Source organism: Agrococcus sp. Marseille-P2731, assembly GCF_900117395.1.
In the GTDB taxonomy this organism is placed as follows: domain Bacteria; phylum Actinomycetota; class Actinomycetes; order Actinomycetales; family Microbacteriaceae; genus Agrococcus.
In genome coordinates this window covers 147,380-163,718 of sequence record NZ_FPEG01000002.1, presented here as the reverse complement: position 1 = coordinate 163,718, position 16,339 = coordinate 147,380, and the positions used below count along the sequence as shown (strand labels likewise).

The following is a 16,339-nucleotide window of genomic DNA, read 5'->3' as shown; positions in this document are numbered from 1 at the left end:
TGCCTGCGGGCCTGATGGGGGTGGGGATCACGCGGCGCGTGAGACGGGGAGCCGGCGGCGGAGCCGCGTCGGCCGGATGCGCAGGCCGTCGGCGACGGCCTCGACCTCGACGGGCACCTCGTAGGCAGCGCTGAGCCGCTCGGCGGTCAGCACCTCCTCAGGGCTCCCCGTCGCGACGATGCGACCGCGCACGAGCAGCACGACGTCGTCGGCGATCTCTGCGGCCTGCTCGAGGTCGTGCAGCACGATGCCGACAGCGACGCCCTCGTCGGCGAGGTCGCGCACGATCTCGAGGATCTCGCGCTGGTAGCGCAGATCGAGGTACGTCGTGGGCTCGTCGAGCAGCACGATGCCGGTCTGCTGCGCGAGGCACGTCGCGAGCCAGACGCGCTGGCGCTGCCCGCCGGAGAGCTGCGCGACGGCGTGGTCGGCGAGGTCGCCGATGCCGGTCGCGGCCATCGCGCGGTCGACGACGGCCGGGCCGTCGACGTCACCGGCGCGGAACCGGCCGCGATGCGCGAAGCGGCCGTAGCCGACGACCTCGCGCACGCTGACGCCGGAGGGCTCCGGGTGCGACTGCGCGAGCATCGCGATGCGGCGCGCGAGGTCGCGCTCCCCCAGCGCCGAGGCGTCAGCGCCATCGGCGAACACCACGGTGCCGCCCGTCGGGCGGTGCAGCGCGGTGAGGCCTCGCAGCAGCGTCGACTTGCCGCTGCCGTTGGGACCGACGAGCGCGGTGACGGCTCCGGCGCGCAGCGCGATGTCGGCGTCGTGCACGATGGCCTCGCGGCCGTAGGCGAGCGAGACGTCGGTCGCGCGGAGCGCCTGGAAGCCGGGGTTCACGAAGGTAAGGGTAGCCTTACCTTGGCTCCGGTGCAATTCGAGCTGCACTCCGCGGCTCCTGGTCGCGGAGCTGCGGGAGCACTAGGCCGAGAGCTCCTGGATGTCGTCCGCGGTGAGCACGACGGGCGTCTCCTTCCCGACGACCGACTCCTTCGTGACGATGACGCGCTCGACGCCCTCGCGCGAAGGCACCTCGAACATCACGGGTGCGAGCACGGTCTCGAGGATCGAGCGCAGCCCGCGCGCGCCGGTCTTGCGCTCGACCGCCAGATCGGCGATCGCCTGCAGCGCCTCTGGCTCGAAGTCGAGCTTCACCCCGTCGATCTCGAAGATGCGCTGGTACTGCTTCACCAGCGCGTTCTTCGGCTCCGACAGGATCTCGACGAGCGCCGACTGGTCGAGCGGCGAGACCGTCGCGATGACCGGGAGCCGGCCGATGAACTCGGGGATCAGGCCGAACTTGTGGAGGTCTTCGGGCAGCACGTCCTCGAAGACGTGCAGGTCGGGCTTGAGGGAGGCCACGGGCGCGCCGAAGCCGATGCCGCGCTTCCCGGAGCGATTGGCGATGATGTCCTCGAGCCCGGCGAACGCGCCCGCGACGATGAACAGCACGTTCGACGTGTCGATCTGGATGAACTCCGAGTTCGGGTGCTTGCGCCCGCCCTGCGGCGGCACCGAGGCGACCGTGCCCTCGATGATCTTCAGCAGGGCCTGCTGCACGCCCTCGCCCGACACGTCGCGCGTGATCGACGGGTTCTCTGCCTTGCGCGCGACCTTGTCGATCTCGTCGATGAAGATGATGCCCGTCTCGGCGCGCTTCACGTCGAAGTCGGCGGCCTGGATGAGCTTCAGGAGGATGTTCTCGACGTCCTCGCCGACGTAGCCGGCCTCGGTCAGCGCAGTCGCGTCGGCGACCGCGAACGGCACGTTCAGCTGCTTCGCGAGCGTCGAGGCGAGGTAGGACTTGCCGCAGCCCGTCGGGCCGACCATCAGGATGTTCGACTTCTGGATCTCGACCGCGTCGCCCAGGCTGTCGGCGGACTCGAGCTGCTGCGACGCCGCGACGCGCTTGTAGTGGTTGTAGACCGCGACGGCGAGCGAGCGCTTGGCGCTCTCCTGCCCGACCACGTACTCCTCGAGGAAGTCGAAGATCTCCCGCGGCTTCGGCAGCGTGAAGCCCTCGCGGGGCGTCGCGCCGTCGGCCTCGGCCATGCGCTCCTCGATGATCTCGTTGCACAGCTCGACGCACTCGTCGCAGATGTACACCGCTGGACCCGCGATCAGCTGCTGCACCTGCTTCTGGCTCTTGCCGCAGAAGGAGCACTTCAGCAGATCGCCGCTCTCTCCCAGTCGCGCCATCTTGCATCTCCCGATCGTCGTCGAACGCAGGCTGCGCCCGTCGTGAAGAGCCTAGCCCCGGCCGCTGACACGGCCACCGCCCACGCCGGTGGGGCGCGCATCACCTCGCTACGCTGAGAGCATGCTCCCCACCCTCGCCGTGCTCTCGGCCGTCGTGCTCCTGCCCGCCCACGCCTCCCTCATCGGGTCGACGCCGAGCGACGGCGACACGCTGACCGAGCAGCCCGGCACGATCAGCGTCGTCATGAACGAGGAGATCCTGTCGGTCGACGGCGCCGACAGCTCGAACGCGCTGCAGATCACCGACGCCGATGGCCGCTTCTACGGTGACGGATGCGTCGCGGTCGACGGCGACACCGCCTCGACCGAGGCGCAGCTCGGCGAGGCGGGCGACTACACCCTCACCTTCCAGGTGGTCTCGGCCGATGGCCACCCGGTCTCCGACACGATCGCCTTCGCCTTCGAGCCGGCGGAGGGCGAGGCGGGCGAGCCCGGCGCCGAGGCTGCGCCGGTGTGCGGTGAGGCGGCACCCGCGGCGTCGGAGCCCGCGGCGACCGAGCCCGCGGCGACCGAGCCGGGCGGCGCAGCCGAGACCGGCGCGCCCGCCGGCGAGGACGCGGCTCCCGCCACCGCTTCCTCCGACCAGGGCGCTGGCGTCGAGGGTGACGGCACCGAGGAGGAGGCCGCGCCGTTCCCGTTCCTGACCGTCGGCATCCTCGCGGTGCTCGCCGTGCTGGCGTTCATCGCCTACCGGGCCAACCGACTCCGCAAGGACGTCGGGCGCGACGGCACCGACGGCACCGGCGGCGCCTGAGAGCTGCACGACGAAGGGCCGGCTCCCCCTGGCGGGGAGCCGGCCCTCGTTCGTGGTGCGACGTCAGCTGCTGAGCTGCGCCTGCGCTGCCAGCTTGCGGCTCGTCAGCACCTGATCGATCAGGCCGTACTGGAACGCCTCCTCCGCAGAGAGGAAGGTGTCGCGCTCGATGTCCTTCGACACCTTCTCGACGTCGTGGTTCGAGTGCTTCGAGAGCGTCTCCTCGAGCCATCCGCGCATCCGCAGCACCTCGCGCGCCTGGATCTCGATGTCGGATGCCTGGCCGCGACCGGCGTCCGACGTGGCGGGCTGGTGGATGAGGATGCGCGCGTTCGGCAGCGCGAGGCGCTTGCCGGGCTCGCCGGCGGCGAGCAGCACGGCCGCGGCGGAGGCCGCCTGGCCGAGGCACACCGTCTGCACGGCGGGGCGGATGTACTGCATCGTGTCGTAGATCGCCGTCATGGCCGTGAACGAGCCACCGGGCGAGTTGATGTACATCACGATGTCGCGATCCGGGTCCTGCGACTCGAGCACGAGCAGCTGCGCCATGATGTCGTCCGCGGATGCGTCGTCCACCTGCACGCCGAGGAAGATGATGCGGTCCTCGAACAGCTTCGCGTACGGGTCCTGGCGCTTGAAGCCATAGGCCGTGCGCTCCTCGAAGCTCGGCAGGATGTAGCGCGAGCCGGGCATCTGCAGGGCGTTGCCGCCTGCCTGGAACGTGGGGGTCTCCATCAGTTGCTGCCCTCCTGGCCGCTGTCGTCCTGCTCCGTGCCGCCGCCGCCGACGACGTCTGCTGCCGAGGCGCGCAGGTGGTCGACGAAGCCGTACTCGAGCGCCTGCTCCGCAGAGAACCAGCGGTCGCGGTCGCCATCGGCGTTGACCTGCTCGACCGACTTGCCCGTGCGGGCCGCCGTGATCTCGGCGAGGCGCTTCTTCATGTCGAGGATCAGCTGCGCCTGCGTCTGGATGTCGCTCGAGGTGCCGCCGAAGCCGCCGTGCGGCTGGTGCAGCAGCACGCGAGCGTTCGGCGTGATGTAGCGCTTGCCCGCCGTGCCCGCGGTCAGCAGCAGCTGGCCCATCGACGCAGCCATGCCGATGCCGACGGTGACGATGTCGTTCTGCACGAACTGCATGGTGTCGTAGATCGCCATTCCGGCTGTGATGGAGCCGCCGGGCGAGTTGATGTAGAGGAAGATGTCCTTCGTCGGGTCCTCAGCGGCGAGCAGCAGGATCTTCGCGCAGATCTCGTTCGCGTTGTCGTCGCGCACCTCCTCGCCGAGCCAGATGATGCGGTCGCGCAGCAGGCGGTCGAAGACCGACTGTGCGAAGACGGGTTCAGCCACAGGTGACTCCTTCTCTCGATTGCTTCAACCCTAGGCGAGCGGGTGGCCCCGATCGGGCCGTGTTCGCCGCAGGCGGAGGGTAGCGAGAAGGGGCCGGGCTCCCGCCCGGCCCCTCACTGGTGGATCAGTCCTCGGCGTGCTGCGCCGCGAGCTTCTGCTCGGTGTCGCGGATCGCGGCCTCGACGTCGTCCTCGCCGACCTCGTCCGACTCCGCCGGCGGCAGGAAGTCGCTCAGGTCGACCGTCTCGCCCTTGTCGTCGACGACGGTGACGCGGCCGAGCAGGGTCGAGAGCGTCTTGCCGCGGAGGATGTCGCCGAGCAGCACCGGCAGCTGGCCGTTCTGCTCGAGCGCCTGCACGAGCTCCTGCGGGCCCATGCCGTACTGCGCAGCCTGCTGCACGATGATCTGCGTCAGCTCCTGCTGCGAGACCTGCAGGTTCTCCTCCTCGGCGAAGCGGTCGAAGAGCATCTGCTGCTTGAGCAGCTTGCTGGTCTCCTGACGCACCTCCTCGCCGTGCTCGGTGTCCTCCGCGCGGTTCTCGGCCGCGAGGTGGCGCTCGACCTCGTCCTCGACGACGGCGCTGGGGACCTCGATCTCGACGGCCTCGATCAGCTCGTCCTGCAGCCGCTGGCGCGCCTGCTCCGCCTGGCCGAGGCGGCCGGAGCGGCCAGCCTGCTCCGCGAGGTCGGCCTTGAGCTCGTCGATCGTGTCGAACTGGCTCGCCATCTGCGCGAAGTCGTCGTCGGCCTCGGGCAGCTCGCGCTCCTTGACGGCCTGCACCGTGACGCTGACCTCTGCGTCCTTGCCGGCGTGGTCGCCACCGACGAGCGTCGAGGTGAAGGTGGTCTCCTCACCCGCGGTGAGCGACTCGACGGCCTCGTCGACGCCGTCGATGAGTTCGCCGGAGCCGACCTCGTAGGAGATGCCGCTGGCCGAGTCGACGGTCTCGCCGTCGATCGTCGCGATGAGGTCGAGCTGCACGAAGTCGCCCTTGGTGGCGGGGCGCTCGACGGTCACGAGTGTGCCGAAGCGGCCGCGGAGCTCGTCGAGCTCCTTCTGGATGGCGTCGTCACCGACCTCGATGGCGTCGACCGTGATGGTGCGGCCTGCGACCTCGGGGAGGTCGAAGTCGGGGCGCACGTCGACCTCGATCTCGAGCACGAGCTGGCCGGAGAAGTCCTTGACCTCGGGCAGCGAGGCGATGTCCGCCTGCGGGCGACCCATCGGGCGCACGCCGGCCTCGGCGACGCCCTGGCGGTAGAAGTCGTCGATCGACTCGGAGACGGCCTGGTTCAGGATCTCGCCGCGGCCGATGCGCTGGTCGATGATCGCCGAGGGCACCTTCCCCTTGCGGAAGCCGGGCACGCTGATCTGCTCGGCGACGGTCTTGTACGCCTGGTCGATCGCGGGGCGCAGCTCCTCAGGCTCCACCGCGATGGTGAGCTTGGCGCGCGTGTTCTCGATCTTCTCGACCGTGGTCTTCACGAGGTGGTCTCCTGAGGGGTTCGTGGGATGTGCCGGCAATGCCGGCCTGCGACGCTGTGGCGCGCCAGATCCGCCGCGAGAGGGCGGACCACCGCCCGAGTCTACCGGCCGCGCGCCTGCGCGTCGCAATCTCCCGTCGGCAATCCGACCGCGGCTCGGCGCCGAACCACCGGCATGACCGCCCTCCTGCTCGCCACGCCGACGCCGCATCCGCGCATCCTGCGCGCCGTGCCGCGTTGGCCTGCGATACTCGGGATCGTGTCACCCGACCTCGAGCAGTGCCTCGTCCGCGCCGCGGGCGGTGACCAGCGGGCGTTCGCAGAGCTCTACGATGCATCAGCGCCGCGCGTGTTCGGCCTCGTGCTGCGGATCCTCGTCGACCGAGCCCAGGCCGAGGAGGTCGCGCAGGAGGTCTACCTCGAGGCGTGGCGACGTGCGGAGCGCTTCGATCCTGCGCGCGGCGCCGCCATCAGCTGGCTGCTGCAGATCGCGCACGCCCGGGCTGTCGACCGCGTCCGCTCCTCGCAGGCGCAGCGGGATCGCGACGCCCGCATCGGCCTCCGCGACACCGCGGTGCCGATCGATGACGTCGCGGAGCGCGTCGAGACCTCCCTCGAGTCGGCGCGAGCCAGGCGCGCCCTCAGCGAGCTGAGCGCCGCGCAGCGCGAGGCGATCGAGCTCGCCTACTTCGGCGGTCTCACCCAGACAGAGATCGCAGAGCGGATCGGCGCGCCGCTCGGCACGGTCAAGACGAGGATGCGCGACGGCATGCGGCGATTGCGAGAGCTGCTGGGGGTGACGGCATGAGCGGCGACGACACGCGCCCAGGCGGGCACGGCGCCGGCTCGGGTGAGCGAGGCGCGAGCGACAACGACTTCGAGACGAACGGGGGTGACGAGATGCAGGACGATCAGCAGGCCATCGACGACCTCGCCGCCGCGTACGCGCTCGACGCGCTCTCGCCAGAGGATCGCGTGCGCTTCGAGGCGCAGGCCTCCCCCGCCGCGCGCCGCGAGGCCGCGGAGCTCGCGGACACCGCTGCGCTGCTCGCCGCCGACGAGATCGCTCCCCCACCGAGCCTGCGCGCGAGCATCCTCGACGCGATCCGCGCCGAGCCGCAGGACCGCGCGCCCCGCCACGCCGAGACCGTCGACCGCGGCGAGTCCGCAGCGCCTGCGGCGCCCGCGCTCCGAGCGGTGCCCCGCCAGGAGCCGGCGGCGACGGATGCGAGCCCGGTGGACGCATCAGCACCCGTCACCCGACAGCCGGGGCCGGCCGAGCGTCGCGCTCAGGCGCGCTGGCGCCCCCTGCGGATGCTCGCGGGCGTGGCGGCCGGCGCAGCGCTGCTCGCCGGCGGCGTCGCGATCGGATCGCAGCTGACCGGTGACCCGCAGCAGCAGGCGCTCGGCGCTGTCGTCGCGGCCGCAGATGCGCAGCGCGCCGAGGTCGAGCTCGACGGCGGCGCGAGCGCGACCGCCATCTGGTCGGCGGAGCTCGGGCAGTCCGTCCTGCTCTTCGACGACCTCGATGCCGCGCCTCACGGGCACGCCTACCAGGCCTGGTACATCGACGAGGCCGGCCCGCACAGCGCCGGCGTCTTCGACGCCGAGGGCGCCAGCACCGCGGTGCTGCTCGAGGGCGAGATGGATGCGGGGATGGCCGTGGGTGTGACGGTCGAGCCCGAGGGCGGTTCCGAGGCACCGACCACCGAGCCCTTCCTCGTCGTCCAGACCTGACGCATCCGCCCCGTCGTCGCGCGCGCGGGGCTTCGACCTGACAGGATCGAGCGGTGTCAGATCCCTCGCGTCCGGAGCCTGCCGGCGGTGGCCGCCGCTCGACGCGGCTCGGGACGACCGCGATCGTCGTGGCATCGGTCGCGCTCGTCATCACCTGGAGCTCCGGCTTCGTCGGCGCCGAGCTCGCCGACCGCGCCGGCGGCGAGCCCGTCACCGTGCTCGCGTGGCGCTTCGCGGTGCTCGCAGGCATCCTGGCGCTGGCGATGCTCGTCGTGCGGCGTCGCTGGCCGCGATGGCGCAGCTGGCTGCGGCAGGGCGCGATCGCGCTGCTGAGCCAGTTCGGCTACCTGCTGATGGTGTTCGAGGGCGTCCGCTTCGGCGTCGACGGCGGCACCGTCTCGCTGATCGCGGCCCTGCAGCCGATGCTGGTCGCGACCCTCGCCGGGCGCTTCCTCGGCGAGCGCGCGAACCGGTGGATGTGGCTGGGCATGCTCGTGGGGCTCGGGGGCGTGGCGCTCGTCGTCTCGGGGCAGATCGGCGCGACCGGCGCGCCACCGTGGGCGCACCTGCTGCCGCTCATCGGCGTCGTCTGCCTCGGCAGCGGCACGGTGCTGCAGCGGCGCTGGCACATGCACGACGACCTGCTGCAGACGCTGCTGATGCAGGCGGTGGTCGCGGCGGCGGCCTTCATGCTCGTGGCGCTCGTGCGCGGGCACGCCGCTCCCCCTGCCACGCTGGAGGTGTGGGGCGCGATCCTGTGGCTCGTGGCGTTCGCGAGCCTGGGCGGCTACCTGCTCTACGTGACGGTGACGCGCTCGCACGGCGCGACCTTCGTGTCGACGCTGCTCTACCTGACGCCGCCGACGACGATGCTGTGGGTGTGGCTCGTGTTCGGGGTGCCGGTCTCGGTGCTCGGCATCGCCGGCATGGCGGTGGCCGCGGTCGGCGTCGCGATCGTGCTGGTCGCTCAGCGGCGGTCGAGCCCACCGCGATAGCGTCGCTCGCCATGGAGCCCATCAGCGACCGACTGCGAGCCGCGGCCGCCGCGTCGAGGCCCGAGCACGGCGCGTCCGGCGAGCGCCGCGAGGACACGACGGTCGGCGGCGTCGAGCTGACGCGCTGGCGCACGCCGCCCGGGCGAGCGCTGGCCTCGATCGCAGAGCGGATCGGTGCGGCGCTCGGTCCGCACGCGGCGCTGCTCATCATCCTCGCGATCGGGCTCGCCATCACCGCCGGGCTCGCGATCCTCGCCGCAGAGGTCTACGACGCGGTCACCGATGAGGATGGCGTCGCCGGCATCGACCGCCCGGTGCTCGATGCGATCCTGACCATCCGCGATCCGCAGGCTGCGGCGCTGATCACGGGGTTCACCGATCTGGCCGGCACGGTCGGCATGCCGCTCATCGCCATCTCCGCGCTCCTGATCCTCAGCATCCGCCGTCGCTCGTGGACGCCGCTCGTGCTCATCGTCGCCGCGGGCGCGGGCTCGCTGCTGATGACGATCGCGGGCAAGGTCGTCGTGGGGCGCGACCGGCCGCCGGTGGCCGACGCGGTGCCGCCGTTCGAGGTCTCGGCGTCGTTCCCGAGCGGCCACACGCTGAACGCGGTCGCCATCCTCGGCATCGTCGCCTACCTGCTGGTGCTGCGCCGCCGCACGATCGGGGCGCGGGTCGTGATCATCGCGACGACGGTCGCCTTCACGCTGCTCGTCGCCGCGAGCCGCGTCTACCTCGGTCACCACTGGGTGACGGATGTGGTGGCAGGCTGGCTGCTCGGTGCGGCCTGGGTGGCGCTCATCATCACCGCGCACCGGCTCTACCTGACGCTGCGGGTGCGGCATCAGGAGCCGCAACCGGCCTGAGCACGACACCGGACTGCACGGCGCCGGCAACACAGCGCCATCCGTGGTCGGGGCGACAGGATTCGAACCTGCGACCTCCCGCCCCCAAAGCGGGCGCTCTAGCCAAGCTGAGCTACGCCCCGTAGGGATCGCTCCCGTACGACCTGCGAGTCTACCGGCGCCAGGGGCCCTGCTCTTACGAGCCGCCAGCGCGAGAGCCCGACCCCCTCCGCCAAGGGCGACCCGGTGCACCGGGTCGAGCTTGGCAGAAGGGGTCGGGCATGGGGTCGCAACTGCCACGGCGCCCGCCGATCACCCGAAGGTGAACGAGTAGGCCTCGACGCCGGCGGGCACGGTGACCTCGATGGTCCCGGCCTGCAGGCCGTCGGCCAGCAGCAGGCGGTACGACCGCGGCGTGCCAGAGACGTCGAGCTCGACGCGCTCGCCGTCGACGTCCGCGACCACGGTGCCGGAGCCGGCCAGCACCATCCGCACCTCTTGCCCCCGGTAGTCGAGGCGGATGCGCGCGGAGTCGCCGCGCGGCGTCGCGAACTGCGTCTCGAGCTGCCAGTCGCCGTCGAGCGCGAAGGTGTCCTGCGGCTGCTCGGCCGGGAAGGCGAACGACTCGGTCTGCGTCGAGTAGCGCTCGTCGCCGCCGAAGTTCTGCACCTTCGTGGTGCCGAGGTAGGACTCGGGCGTGATGTCGGCGTTGTCGGGGGTCTCGTCGCCCGTCTCCGTGGCCGGCGGCAGCTCGACGCCGGGGTTCGCCTGCTCGAGCAGCTCGCGCAGCATCTGCTCGCCCTCGGCGTACTGGCCCTCACCGAAGTGCACGTTGCGCACGGTGCCCTCCGCGTCGATCAGGTAGCGCGCGGGCCAGTAGGCGTTGCGGTAGTTCGTCCAGGTCGAGAGCTGGTTGTCGATCGCCACCGGGTACTCGATGCCGAGCGCCTCGGCGCCGTCGACGACGTTCTGGACCTCCTTCTCGAACGCGTACTCCGGGCTGTGCACGCCGATGACGTTCAGGCCCGCGTCCGCATAGGTGTCGTACCAGGCGTTCATGTGCGGGGTCGAGCGCTGGCAGTTGATGCAGGAGTAGGCCCAGAAGTCGACGAGCACGACCTCGCCGCGGAGCGACGCGAGGTCGATCGGCGCGTCGCCAGGCGTGTTGAACCACGAGTCGATGCCGCGGATGCTCGGCGCCGTGCCGCACTCCTGCAGCTCGGTCGCGCCCGGGTCGCACAGGTCGAGGTCGGCGTTCTCGTCGTTCTCGAGGCCACCGATCGAGATCGCCTCCTGCACCTCGTCGTTGTCGGCGATGGCGCCCTGGATGGCGGAGGTGTAGTCGGGCACGAGGCGCTGCAGGCGGGCGGGCAGGTCGAACACGAGGCCGAGCGCGAGCAGGATCATGAGCGCGCCGGACACCATGCGGATCACGCCCTGTCGCTTGCGGAAGGCGGCGATGCGCTCGGCGAGCCGGCGGCCCGCGAGCGCGAAGAACAGCAGCGGCAGCGCGGCGCCGATCGCGAACGACACGGTCAGCACGATGGTGTCGGCGCCGATCTGGCCGGTCGAGCCGGCGACGGTGATGGCCGCGAGCACGGGACCGGCGCAGGGCACGTACACGGCGCCGAGCGCGAGGCCGAGCGGGAAGCCCTGCAGCTTGCTCGACCTCTCGCCCGCGCGCTGCAGGAACGGCAGCCGCTCGAACGGCTTCTCGAGCAGGTGCTGGAAGGCCGGCACGATGAGGCCGATGCCGATGAGGCTCAGCACGATGATGCCCGCCCAGCGCAGCACGTCCTGCGGCAGGCCGAGCAGGCTCAGCACGAGGCTGCCCGCGAGGGTCATGAGCGTGAAGCTCACGACGATGCCGGAGATGACGAGGTAGGGACGCCAGCGCGAGATGGTGCGCACGGGCTTCGGCTTCACGGCAGTGGCGACCGCGCCCTGCCCGCCGCCCGATCCGCCCGCGTCGGCAGCAGCATCCCCGCCCTCGGGCGTGCTGCGCTCGTCGCGCGCCGACTGCATGCCGCCGGAGAAGAGGATGACGGGCAGCACGGGGATGATGCATGGCGAGATGCCGGTGATGAATCCACCGAGCAATCCGATGAGGGCGAGCATGGTGCCTCCTTGGCAGCAGCGCCGTGCCCGCGATCGTGGCCTCGACGTGCTCTGGGTTCGGCACGAAGGGCGATGCGGATGGGTCGGAGCCGTCCGAGATCCGGTTCCAATCCGCCGGTGTCGGGGCTCCGAAGCCCCTGCATCACCGACTCGCACGGGTCGGGACACCACCGAGGAAGACGACCGGAAGGAGAGCAGCGATGCTCACCAAGAAGAACCCCAAGATGGCTGGCCTCGTGCTCGTCGGCGCCGCCACGCTCGTGCTCGCCGGCTGCTCCATGGGCGGCACCACCGACGCCGAGACCGAGGGCACGACCGCTCCGTCGGCAGAGGCGCCGATGACCGAGGAGCCCATGGAGACCGAGTCGGCCGAGATGGACCCGGCCTACGCGAACCTCGTCGGCGCAGCGTGCGCGATGTACGACGAGCAGGTGCCGGATGGCGCAGGCTCGATCGTCGGCATGTCGCAGGACCCGGTCGCGGTCGCGGCCTCCAACAATCCGATGCTCACGCAGCTCGTCGCGGCCGTCTCCGGCCAGCTGAACCCGGATGTCGACCTGGTCGACACCCTGAACGGCGACGAGTTCACCGTCTTCGCACCGGTCGACGAGGCCTTCGAGGCCCTGCCGGCCGAGACCGTCGAGACGCTCGGCACGCCTGAGGGCGCCGAGACGCTCAGCAGTGTGCTGACCTACCACGTGGTGCCCGGCCAGATCGCGCCTGACGCGATCGAGGGCATGCACACCACCGTGCAGGGCGAGGACGTCGAGGTCACCGGCTCCGGCGACGAGCTGATGGTCGGCGACGCCACTGTGCTCTGCGGCGGCGTCCAGACGGCCAACGCCACGGTCTACCTGATCGACTCGGTGCTGATGCCGCCGTCGATGGGCTGATCCAGCCTCTGTCCACTCCCGAAGGGGCCGGTCTCATCATGAGGCCGGCCCCTTCGCTGTGCGCACGACTTGCCCAAGATTCTGTTTCCTATAGGATCTTGCTCATCGGCATCGCAGCCGGGCAATTTCACGAAGGAGTGAAGACGTGAGCACTGAGACGACACCCGTGCGCGAGAGCGCAGCGCGGCGCACCATCAAGAACCTCAGGTGGTGGATCCTCGGCTGGGCCCTCATCGCGGGCATCGTCAACTACATGGACCGCAGCGCCATCTCGGTGGCTGCGCCCTACTTGATCGACGAGCTCGGCCTCACCCGCACCGACATCGGTCTGCTCGGCACCGTCTTCAGCTGGACCTACGCCTTCGCGCAGCTGCCCGCAGGCTGGCTCGTCGACAAGCTCGGCGCGCGCCGCATGTACTTCCTCGCCATCGCCGGCTGGTCCATCGCGACCGGGCTCATGGCGATCGGCTCGACGCTGTGGCACTTCATCACCTTCCGGTTCCTGCTCGGCGTCACCGAGGCGCCCAACGGCCCCGCGAGCGCCCGCCTCACCGCCGACTGGTTCCCGCGCCACGAGCGCGGGCAGGCCACAGCCATCTGGGACTCCGGCTCGAAGTGGGGCCCGGCGATCGCTCCCCCGATCCTCACGGGCATCATGATCACCTTCGGCTGGCAGGCGATCTTCGTCTTCCTCGCCGTGCTCGGCCTCGTCCTCGCCGTCGCCTTCTTCATCTTCTACCGCCGGCCAGAGCTGCACCCCTCGATCTCGCAGGAGGAGCTCGACCTCATCAAGTCGCAGGAGCAGGCGCAGGACACCGGCACCGCGCAGGTCTCGTGGCTCTCGCTCTTCAAGCACCGCCAGATCTGGGGCATGATGGCCGGCTTCTTCTGCGTCATCTGGATCTGGAACATCTTCATCGTGTTCCTGCCGCTCTACCTGCAGGAGGAGCGCGGCGCATCGATCGCCGGCTCCGGCTGGCTCGCGGCCATCCCCTACCTCGGCGCCGCGATCCTCGGCATCACCGGCGGCTGGGTGATGACCAAGTACACCAAGCGCTCCGGCCTCGACGCGCTCACCGCGAAGCGCCACGTGATGTCGGTCGCCGCCATCGTCGCCGGCGTGCTGATCTGCCTCATCCCGCTCGTGGCAGAGCTGTGGCTCGCGATGATCGTCATGACCGTCGCGCTCGGCTTCGTCGCCACCATGCAGGCGGCGGCATGGGCCATGCCCGGTGACGTCGTGCACACCAAGCAGGTCGCCTCGGTCGGCGCCATCCAGAACTTCGGCGGCTACTTCGGCGGCGCCTTCGCGCCGCTGCTGACCGGCATCATCGCCGACGCGACCGGCTCCTACGCCCCGTCGTTCATCATCGGCGGCATCATCGCGGCGCTCGCCGCGGTCGCCTACACGGTGCTCGTGCGCAAGCCGCTCAACCAGCAGGCGCTCGCGTGAGCTACCTCCTCGGCATCACCGACGACGCGATCGAGGCGGACGGCTCGAGCGTGCACGGCGACCTGCGGCTCGACGAGCTCGAGGCGGCTGGCATCGAGTGGCGCATCATCGAGGCCCACCCCGAGAACGATGACGACCTCGCCGAGCTCGACGCGGTCTACGCGCTCGGGCACCGCCCCTTCGACGCCGAGGTGCTGCGCTCGGCGCCGCGACTGCGGCACGTCGCCCGCTTCGGCGCCGGCTACGACACCATCGACCTCGACGCCTGCACGGCGGCGGGCGTCGTGGTGACGAACACGCCGGCGGCGGTGCGGCGGCCGCTCGCGCTCGCCGGGCTGACGCTCGTGCTCGCGACGACGCACAACCTCGTGCAGAAGCACCGGCTCACGGTCGAGAGCCGCTGGGGCGAGCGCGAGGCGTGGCGAGGCACGGCCACGGAGGCCGCCACGCTCGGCGTCGTCGGATTCGGGAGCGTCGGGGCCGAGCTCGCAGCGCTGGCACAGGGGGTCGGCTTCACCGTGATCGGCACCAATCGCTCCGGCAGGAGCGAGGCGGCGAGCCGGCTGGGCGTCGAGCTCGTGGACCTCGACGCGCTGCTGCGGGCGGCGGATGTGGTGGTGCTGTGCGCAGCGCTCACCCCGGAGACGCGCGGGCTCATCGGCGCGCGCGAGCTCGCCCTCATGGGCGCAGACTCCGTGCTCGTCAACATCGGCCGCGGTGGGCTGATCGATCAGCCGGCGCTCGTCGACGCGCTGCGCGACGGCACGATCCGGGCAGCGGGGCTCGACGTGTTCGACCCCGAGCCGCCCGCGCCCGACGACCCGCTGCTGTCGCTGCCGAACGTGACGCTCGCGCCGCACTCGCTGTGCTGGACGGACGCGTTCACCGCCGCGGTCACGCGCGCCGCCAACGACGACATCATCGCGGTGTCGCGCGGCGAGGCGCCGGTGCACGCGCTCAACCCGGCGGCGCTCGAGCTGGAGCGGGACCCGGCCTAGAGCGTGCGCTCGCGGATCATGCGCGAGAGCTCGAGCCCTGAGTCCTTGACCGTGCGCTCCTGCGTGTCGTAGTCGACCCGCACGATGCCGAAGCGCTTGTGGTAGCCCCAGGCCCACTCGTAGTTGTCGAGCAGCGACCAGTACATGAAGCCCTTGACGGGCACCCCGGCGTCGATCGCGTCGAGCACCGCGCCCACGTGGCCGCGCAGGAACTCGCGGCGCTCGGTGTCGTGCACGCGCGCCTCGCCGGCCCCCGCATCCGCCTGCTCGTGCACGACCTCGTCGTCGAAGGCAGCGCCGTTCTCGGTCACCCACAGCTCGATGCCCGCGGCACCGGTGTACTCGTCGTGCAGGCGGCGCAGCAGCGTGGTGAGGCCGGCCGGGTTGATCTCCCAGCCCATGTTCGTCGTCTGCAGCTCGCGCGGGTGCGCCCACACGCCCTCGGCCGCCGGGTAGGGGCTCGCGATCGGCCGATCGGTCGGGGCGTCGTTGACGACCGGCACCACGGGCGCCTCGTAGGAGACGGCGTCATCGTGGTAGTAGTTCACGCCCAACACGTCGATCGGCGCCGCGATGATGTCGAGGTCGCCCGGCAGCACGACCTCGTCGAGGCCGAGGTGGCCGACGTCGGCGAGCAGCGACTCGGGGTACTCCCCGCGCATGATCGGGTGCACGAAGAAGCGGTTGTACTGGTCGTCGAGCCGCCGCGCGGCCTCGCGGTCGGATGCGCTGCTCGCGTCGAGCGGCACGGCCGGCTGGAAGTTCAAGGTGATGCCGACACGCTCTGCGCCAGCGTCGCGGAGCGCGCCGACGGCCATGCCGTGCGCGAGCAGCAGGTGGTGCGCGGCCTGCAGGCCGTCGGAGATGCTCTGGCGCCCGGGCGCGTGCGCGCCGGCGGTGTACGAGAGGAAGGACGAGCACCAGGGCTCGTTCATGGTCGTCCAGTTGGTGACGCGATCGCCGAGCCGATCGTGCACGGCGAGCGCGTAGTCGACGAAGCGGTGGGCGGTGTCGCGGTGCGGCCAGCCACCGGCATCCTCGAGGGCCTGCGGCAGATCCCAGTGGTAGAGCGTCAGCCAGGGCATGATGTCGGCCTCGAGCAGCTCGTCGACGAGCCGCGAGTAGAAGTCGAGGCCCTTCGCGTTCGGCGCACCGCCGTCGGGGCAGACGCGCGCCCAGCTGGTCGAGAAGCGGTAGACCTGCAGGCCCAGCGCTCGCATGAGCGCGACGTCCTCGGGCATGCGATGGTAGTGGTCGCACGCGACGTCGCCGGTGTGCCCGTCGATGACGGCACCCGGCACGCGGGCGAAGGTGTCCCAGATGCTGGGGCGACGGCCGTCCTCGGCCGCTGCGCCCTCGATCTGGAAGGCGGCGGTCGCGCCGCCGAGGATGAGGTCTGAAGGGATGCTTCGCTGCACGCCACGAGGGTATCCCGACACCGGCACGTGCGCGG

At 71.1% G+C, this 16,339-nt stretch carries 15 protein-coding genes and 1 tRNA gene; 8 read left to right on the top strand and 8 right to left on the bottom strand.

Translation table 11 applies throughout. The features are described from left to right. Nucleotides 1-27: 27 nt before the first annotated feature. Both BQ6202_RS04735 and clpX read right to left on the bottom strand, forming a co-directional pair. Complete coding sequence (locus BQ6202_RS04735; protein WP_072313336.1) at nt 28-843, bottom strand: ABC transporter ATP-binding protein; 816 nt, start codon at nt 841-843, stop codon at nt 28-30. A gap of 81 nt (nt 844-924) precedes the next feature. Continuing rightward, the gene (gene clpX, locus BQ6202_RS04730; protein WP_072313335.1) at nt 925-2,202 is read right to left on the bottom strand and encodes an ATP-dependent Clp protease ATP-binding subunit ClpX; all 1,278 of its coding nucleotides are present in this window, start codon (nt 2,200-2,202) and stop codon (nt 925-927) included. Between the two features lie 121 nt (nt 2,203-2,323). On the opposite strand from clpX, the gene BQ6202_RS04725 reads away from it, so the two are divergent. Further along, nucleotides 2,324-3,016 carry a copper resistance CopC family protein gene (locus BQ6202_RS04725; protein ID WP_072313334.1) on the top strand — a complete coding sequence of 231 codons (693 nt, stop codon included), beginning with the start codon at nt 2,324-2,326 and terminating at the stop codon, nt 3,014-3,016. 63 nt (nt 3,017-3,079) lie between these two features. Here BQ6202_RS04725 and BQ6202_RS04720 read toward each other — a convergent pair whose 3' ends face one another. From BQ6202_RS04720 to tig, 3 genes are all read right to left on the bottom strand, one after another. Continuing rightward, nucleotides 3,080-3,751: an ATP-dependent Clp protease proteolytic subunit gene (locus tag BQ6202_RS04720; protein WP_072313333.1), complete on the bottom strand. Its 672-nt coding sequence runs from the start codon at nt 3,749-3,751 to the stop codon at nt 3,080-3,082. Further along, on the bottom strand, nt 3,751-4,362 hold the full coding sequence (locus BQ6202_RS04715; protein WP_072313332.1) for an ATP-dependent Clp protease proteolytic subunit: 612 nt from the start codon (nt 4,360-4,362) through the stop codon (nt 3,751-3,753). Before BQ6202_RS04715 ends, BQ6202_RS04720 begins: the two co-directional genes overlap by 1 nt. A gap of 124 nt (nt 4,363-4,486) precedes the next feature. Next, nucleotides 4,487-5,848 carry a trigger factor gene (gene tig, locus BQ6202_RS04710; protein ID WP_072313331.1) on the bottom strand — a complete coding sequence of 454 codons (1,362 nt, stop codon included), beginning with the start codon at nt 5,846-5,848 and terminating at the stop codon, nt 4,487-4,489. A gap of 258 nt (nt 5,849-6,106) precedes the next feature. Here tig and sigK point away from each other — a divergent pair, with 258 nt between their 5' ends. Genes sigK through BQ6202_RS04690 form a run of 4 tightly spaced genes read left to right on the top strand, consistent with a single transcriptional unit; the run spans nt 6,107 to nt 9,445 of the window. Beyond that, on the top strand, nt 6,107-6,655 hold the full coding sequence (gene sigK / locus BQ6202_RS04705; RefSeq protein ID WP_234946121.1) for an ECF RNA polymerase sigma factor SigK: 549 nt from the start codon (nt 6,107-6,109) through the stop codon (nt 6,653-6,655). After that, nucleotides 6,652-7,584 (top strand): anti-sigma factor, encoded by a 933-nt coding sequence (locus tag BQ6202_RS04700; RefSeq protein WP_200792211.1) that lies wholly within the window; start codon nt 6,652-6,654, stop codon nt 7,582-7,584. Before sigK ends, BQ6202_RS04700 begins: the two co-directional genes overlap by 4 nt. Before the next feature lie 53 nt (nt 7,585-7,637). Next, complete coding sequence (locus tag BQ6202_RS04695; RefSeq protein WP_083587023.1) at nt 7,638-8,579, top strand: DMT family transporter; 942 nt, start codon at nt 7,638-7,640, stop codon at nt 8,577-8,579. Nucleotides 8,580-8,590: 11 nt separating this feature from the next. Next, entirely contained in the window at nt 8,591-9,445 is an 855-nt protein-coding gene (locus tag BQ6202_RS04690; RefSeq protein WP_072313330.1) for a phosphatase PAP2 family protein, read from the top strand. Between the two features lie 44 nt (nt 9,446-9,489). Here the strand turns inward: BQ6202_RS04690 and BQ6202_RS04685 are convergent. Then, nucleotides 9,490-9,567, bottom strand: a tRNA-Pro gene (locus tag BQ6202_RS04685). Nucleotides 9,568-9,736: 169 nt separating this feature from the next. Further along, nucleotides 9,737-11,542: a cytochrome c biogenesis protein DipZ gene (locus BQ6202_RS04680; protein ID WP_072313329.1), complete on the bottom strand. Its 1,806-nt coding sequence runs from the start codon at nt 11,540-11,542 to the stop codon at nt 9,737-9,739. A gap of 200 nt (nt 11,543-11,742) precedes the next feature. On the opposite strand from BQ6202_RS04680, the gene BQ6202_RS04675 reads away from it, so the two are divergent. The 3 genes from BQ6202_RS04675 to BQ6202_RS04665 all read left to right on the top strand — a co-directional run bounded on the left by BQ6202_RS04675 (nt 11,743) and on the right by BQ6202_RS04665 (nt 14,886). Continuing rightward, on the top strand, nt 11,743-12,435 hold the full coding sequence (locus BQ6202_RS04675; RefSeq protein WP_072313328.1) for a fasciclin domain-containing protein: 693 nt from the start codon (nt 11,743-11,745) through the stop codon (nt 12,433-12,435). A gap of 145 nt (nt 12,436-12,580) precedes the next feature. Further along, nucleotides 12,581-13,888 carry an MFS transporter gene (locus BQ6202_RS04670; RefSeq protein ID WP_072313327.1) on the top strand — a complete coding sequence of 436 codons (1,308 nt, stop codon included), beginning with the start codon at nt 12,581-12,583 and terminating at the stop codon, nt 13,886-13,888. Continuing rightward, nucleotides 13,885-14,886, top strand: a complete 1,002-nt coding sequence (locus tag BQ6202_RS04665; protein ID WP_072313326.1) for a 2-hydroxyacid dehydrogenase — start codon at nt 13,885-13,887, stop codon at nt 14,884-14,886. The genes BQ6202_RS04670 and BQ6202_RS04665 overlap by 4 nt, the downstream gene beginning before the upstream one ends. On the opposite strand, the gene BQ6202_RS04660 is transcribed toward BQ6202_RS04665, so the two are convergent. Continuing rightward, a complete protein-coding gene (locus BQ6202_RS04660; protein ID WP_072313325.1) occupies nt 14,883-16,304 on the bottom strand; it encodes a GH1 family beta-glucosidase in 1,422 nt (473 codons plus the stop codon). The genes BQ6202_RS04665 and BQ6202_RS04660 overlap by 4 nt on opposite strands. Nucleotides 16,305-16,339 lie beyond the last annotated feature (35 nt).

Bases quoted from the DNA above. Each gene is read 5' to 3' on its own strand.
- BQ6202_RS04700 (WP_200792211.1), top strand. From the start codon at position 6,652: ATGAGCGGCGACGACACGCGCCCAGGCGGGCACGGCGCCGGCTCGGGT.
- BQ6202_RS04690 (WP_072313330.1), top strand. From the start codon at position 8,591: ATGGAGCCCATCAGCGACCGACTGCGAGCCGCGGCCGCCGCGTCGAGG.
- BQ6202_RS04680 (WP_072313329.1), bottom strand. From the start codon at position 11,542: ATGCTCGCCCTCATCGGATTGCTCGGTGGATTCATCACCGGCATCTCG.
- clpX (WP_072313335.1), bottom strand. From the start codon at position 2,202: ATGGCGCGACTGGGAGAGAGCGGCGATCTGCTGAAGTGCTCCTTCTGC.
- BQ6202_RS04675 (WP_072313328.1), top strand. From the start codon at position 11,743: ATGCTCACCAAGAAGAACCCCAAGATGGCTGGCCTCGTGCTCGTCGGC.
- BQ6202_RS04720 (WP_072313333.1), bottom strand. From the start codon at position 3,751: ATGGAGACCCCCACGTTCCAGGCAGGCGGCAACGCCCTGCAGATGCCC.
- BQ6202_RS04725 (WP_072313334.1), top strand. From the start codon at position 2,324: ATGCTCCCCACCCTCGCCGTGCTCTCGGCCGTCGTGCTCCTGCCCGCC.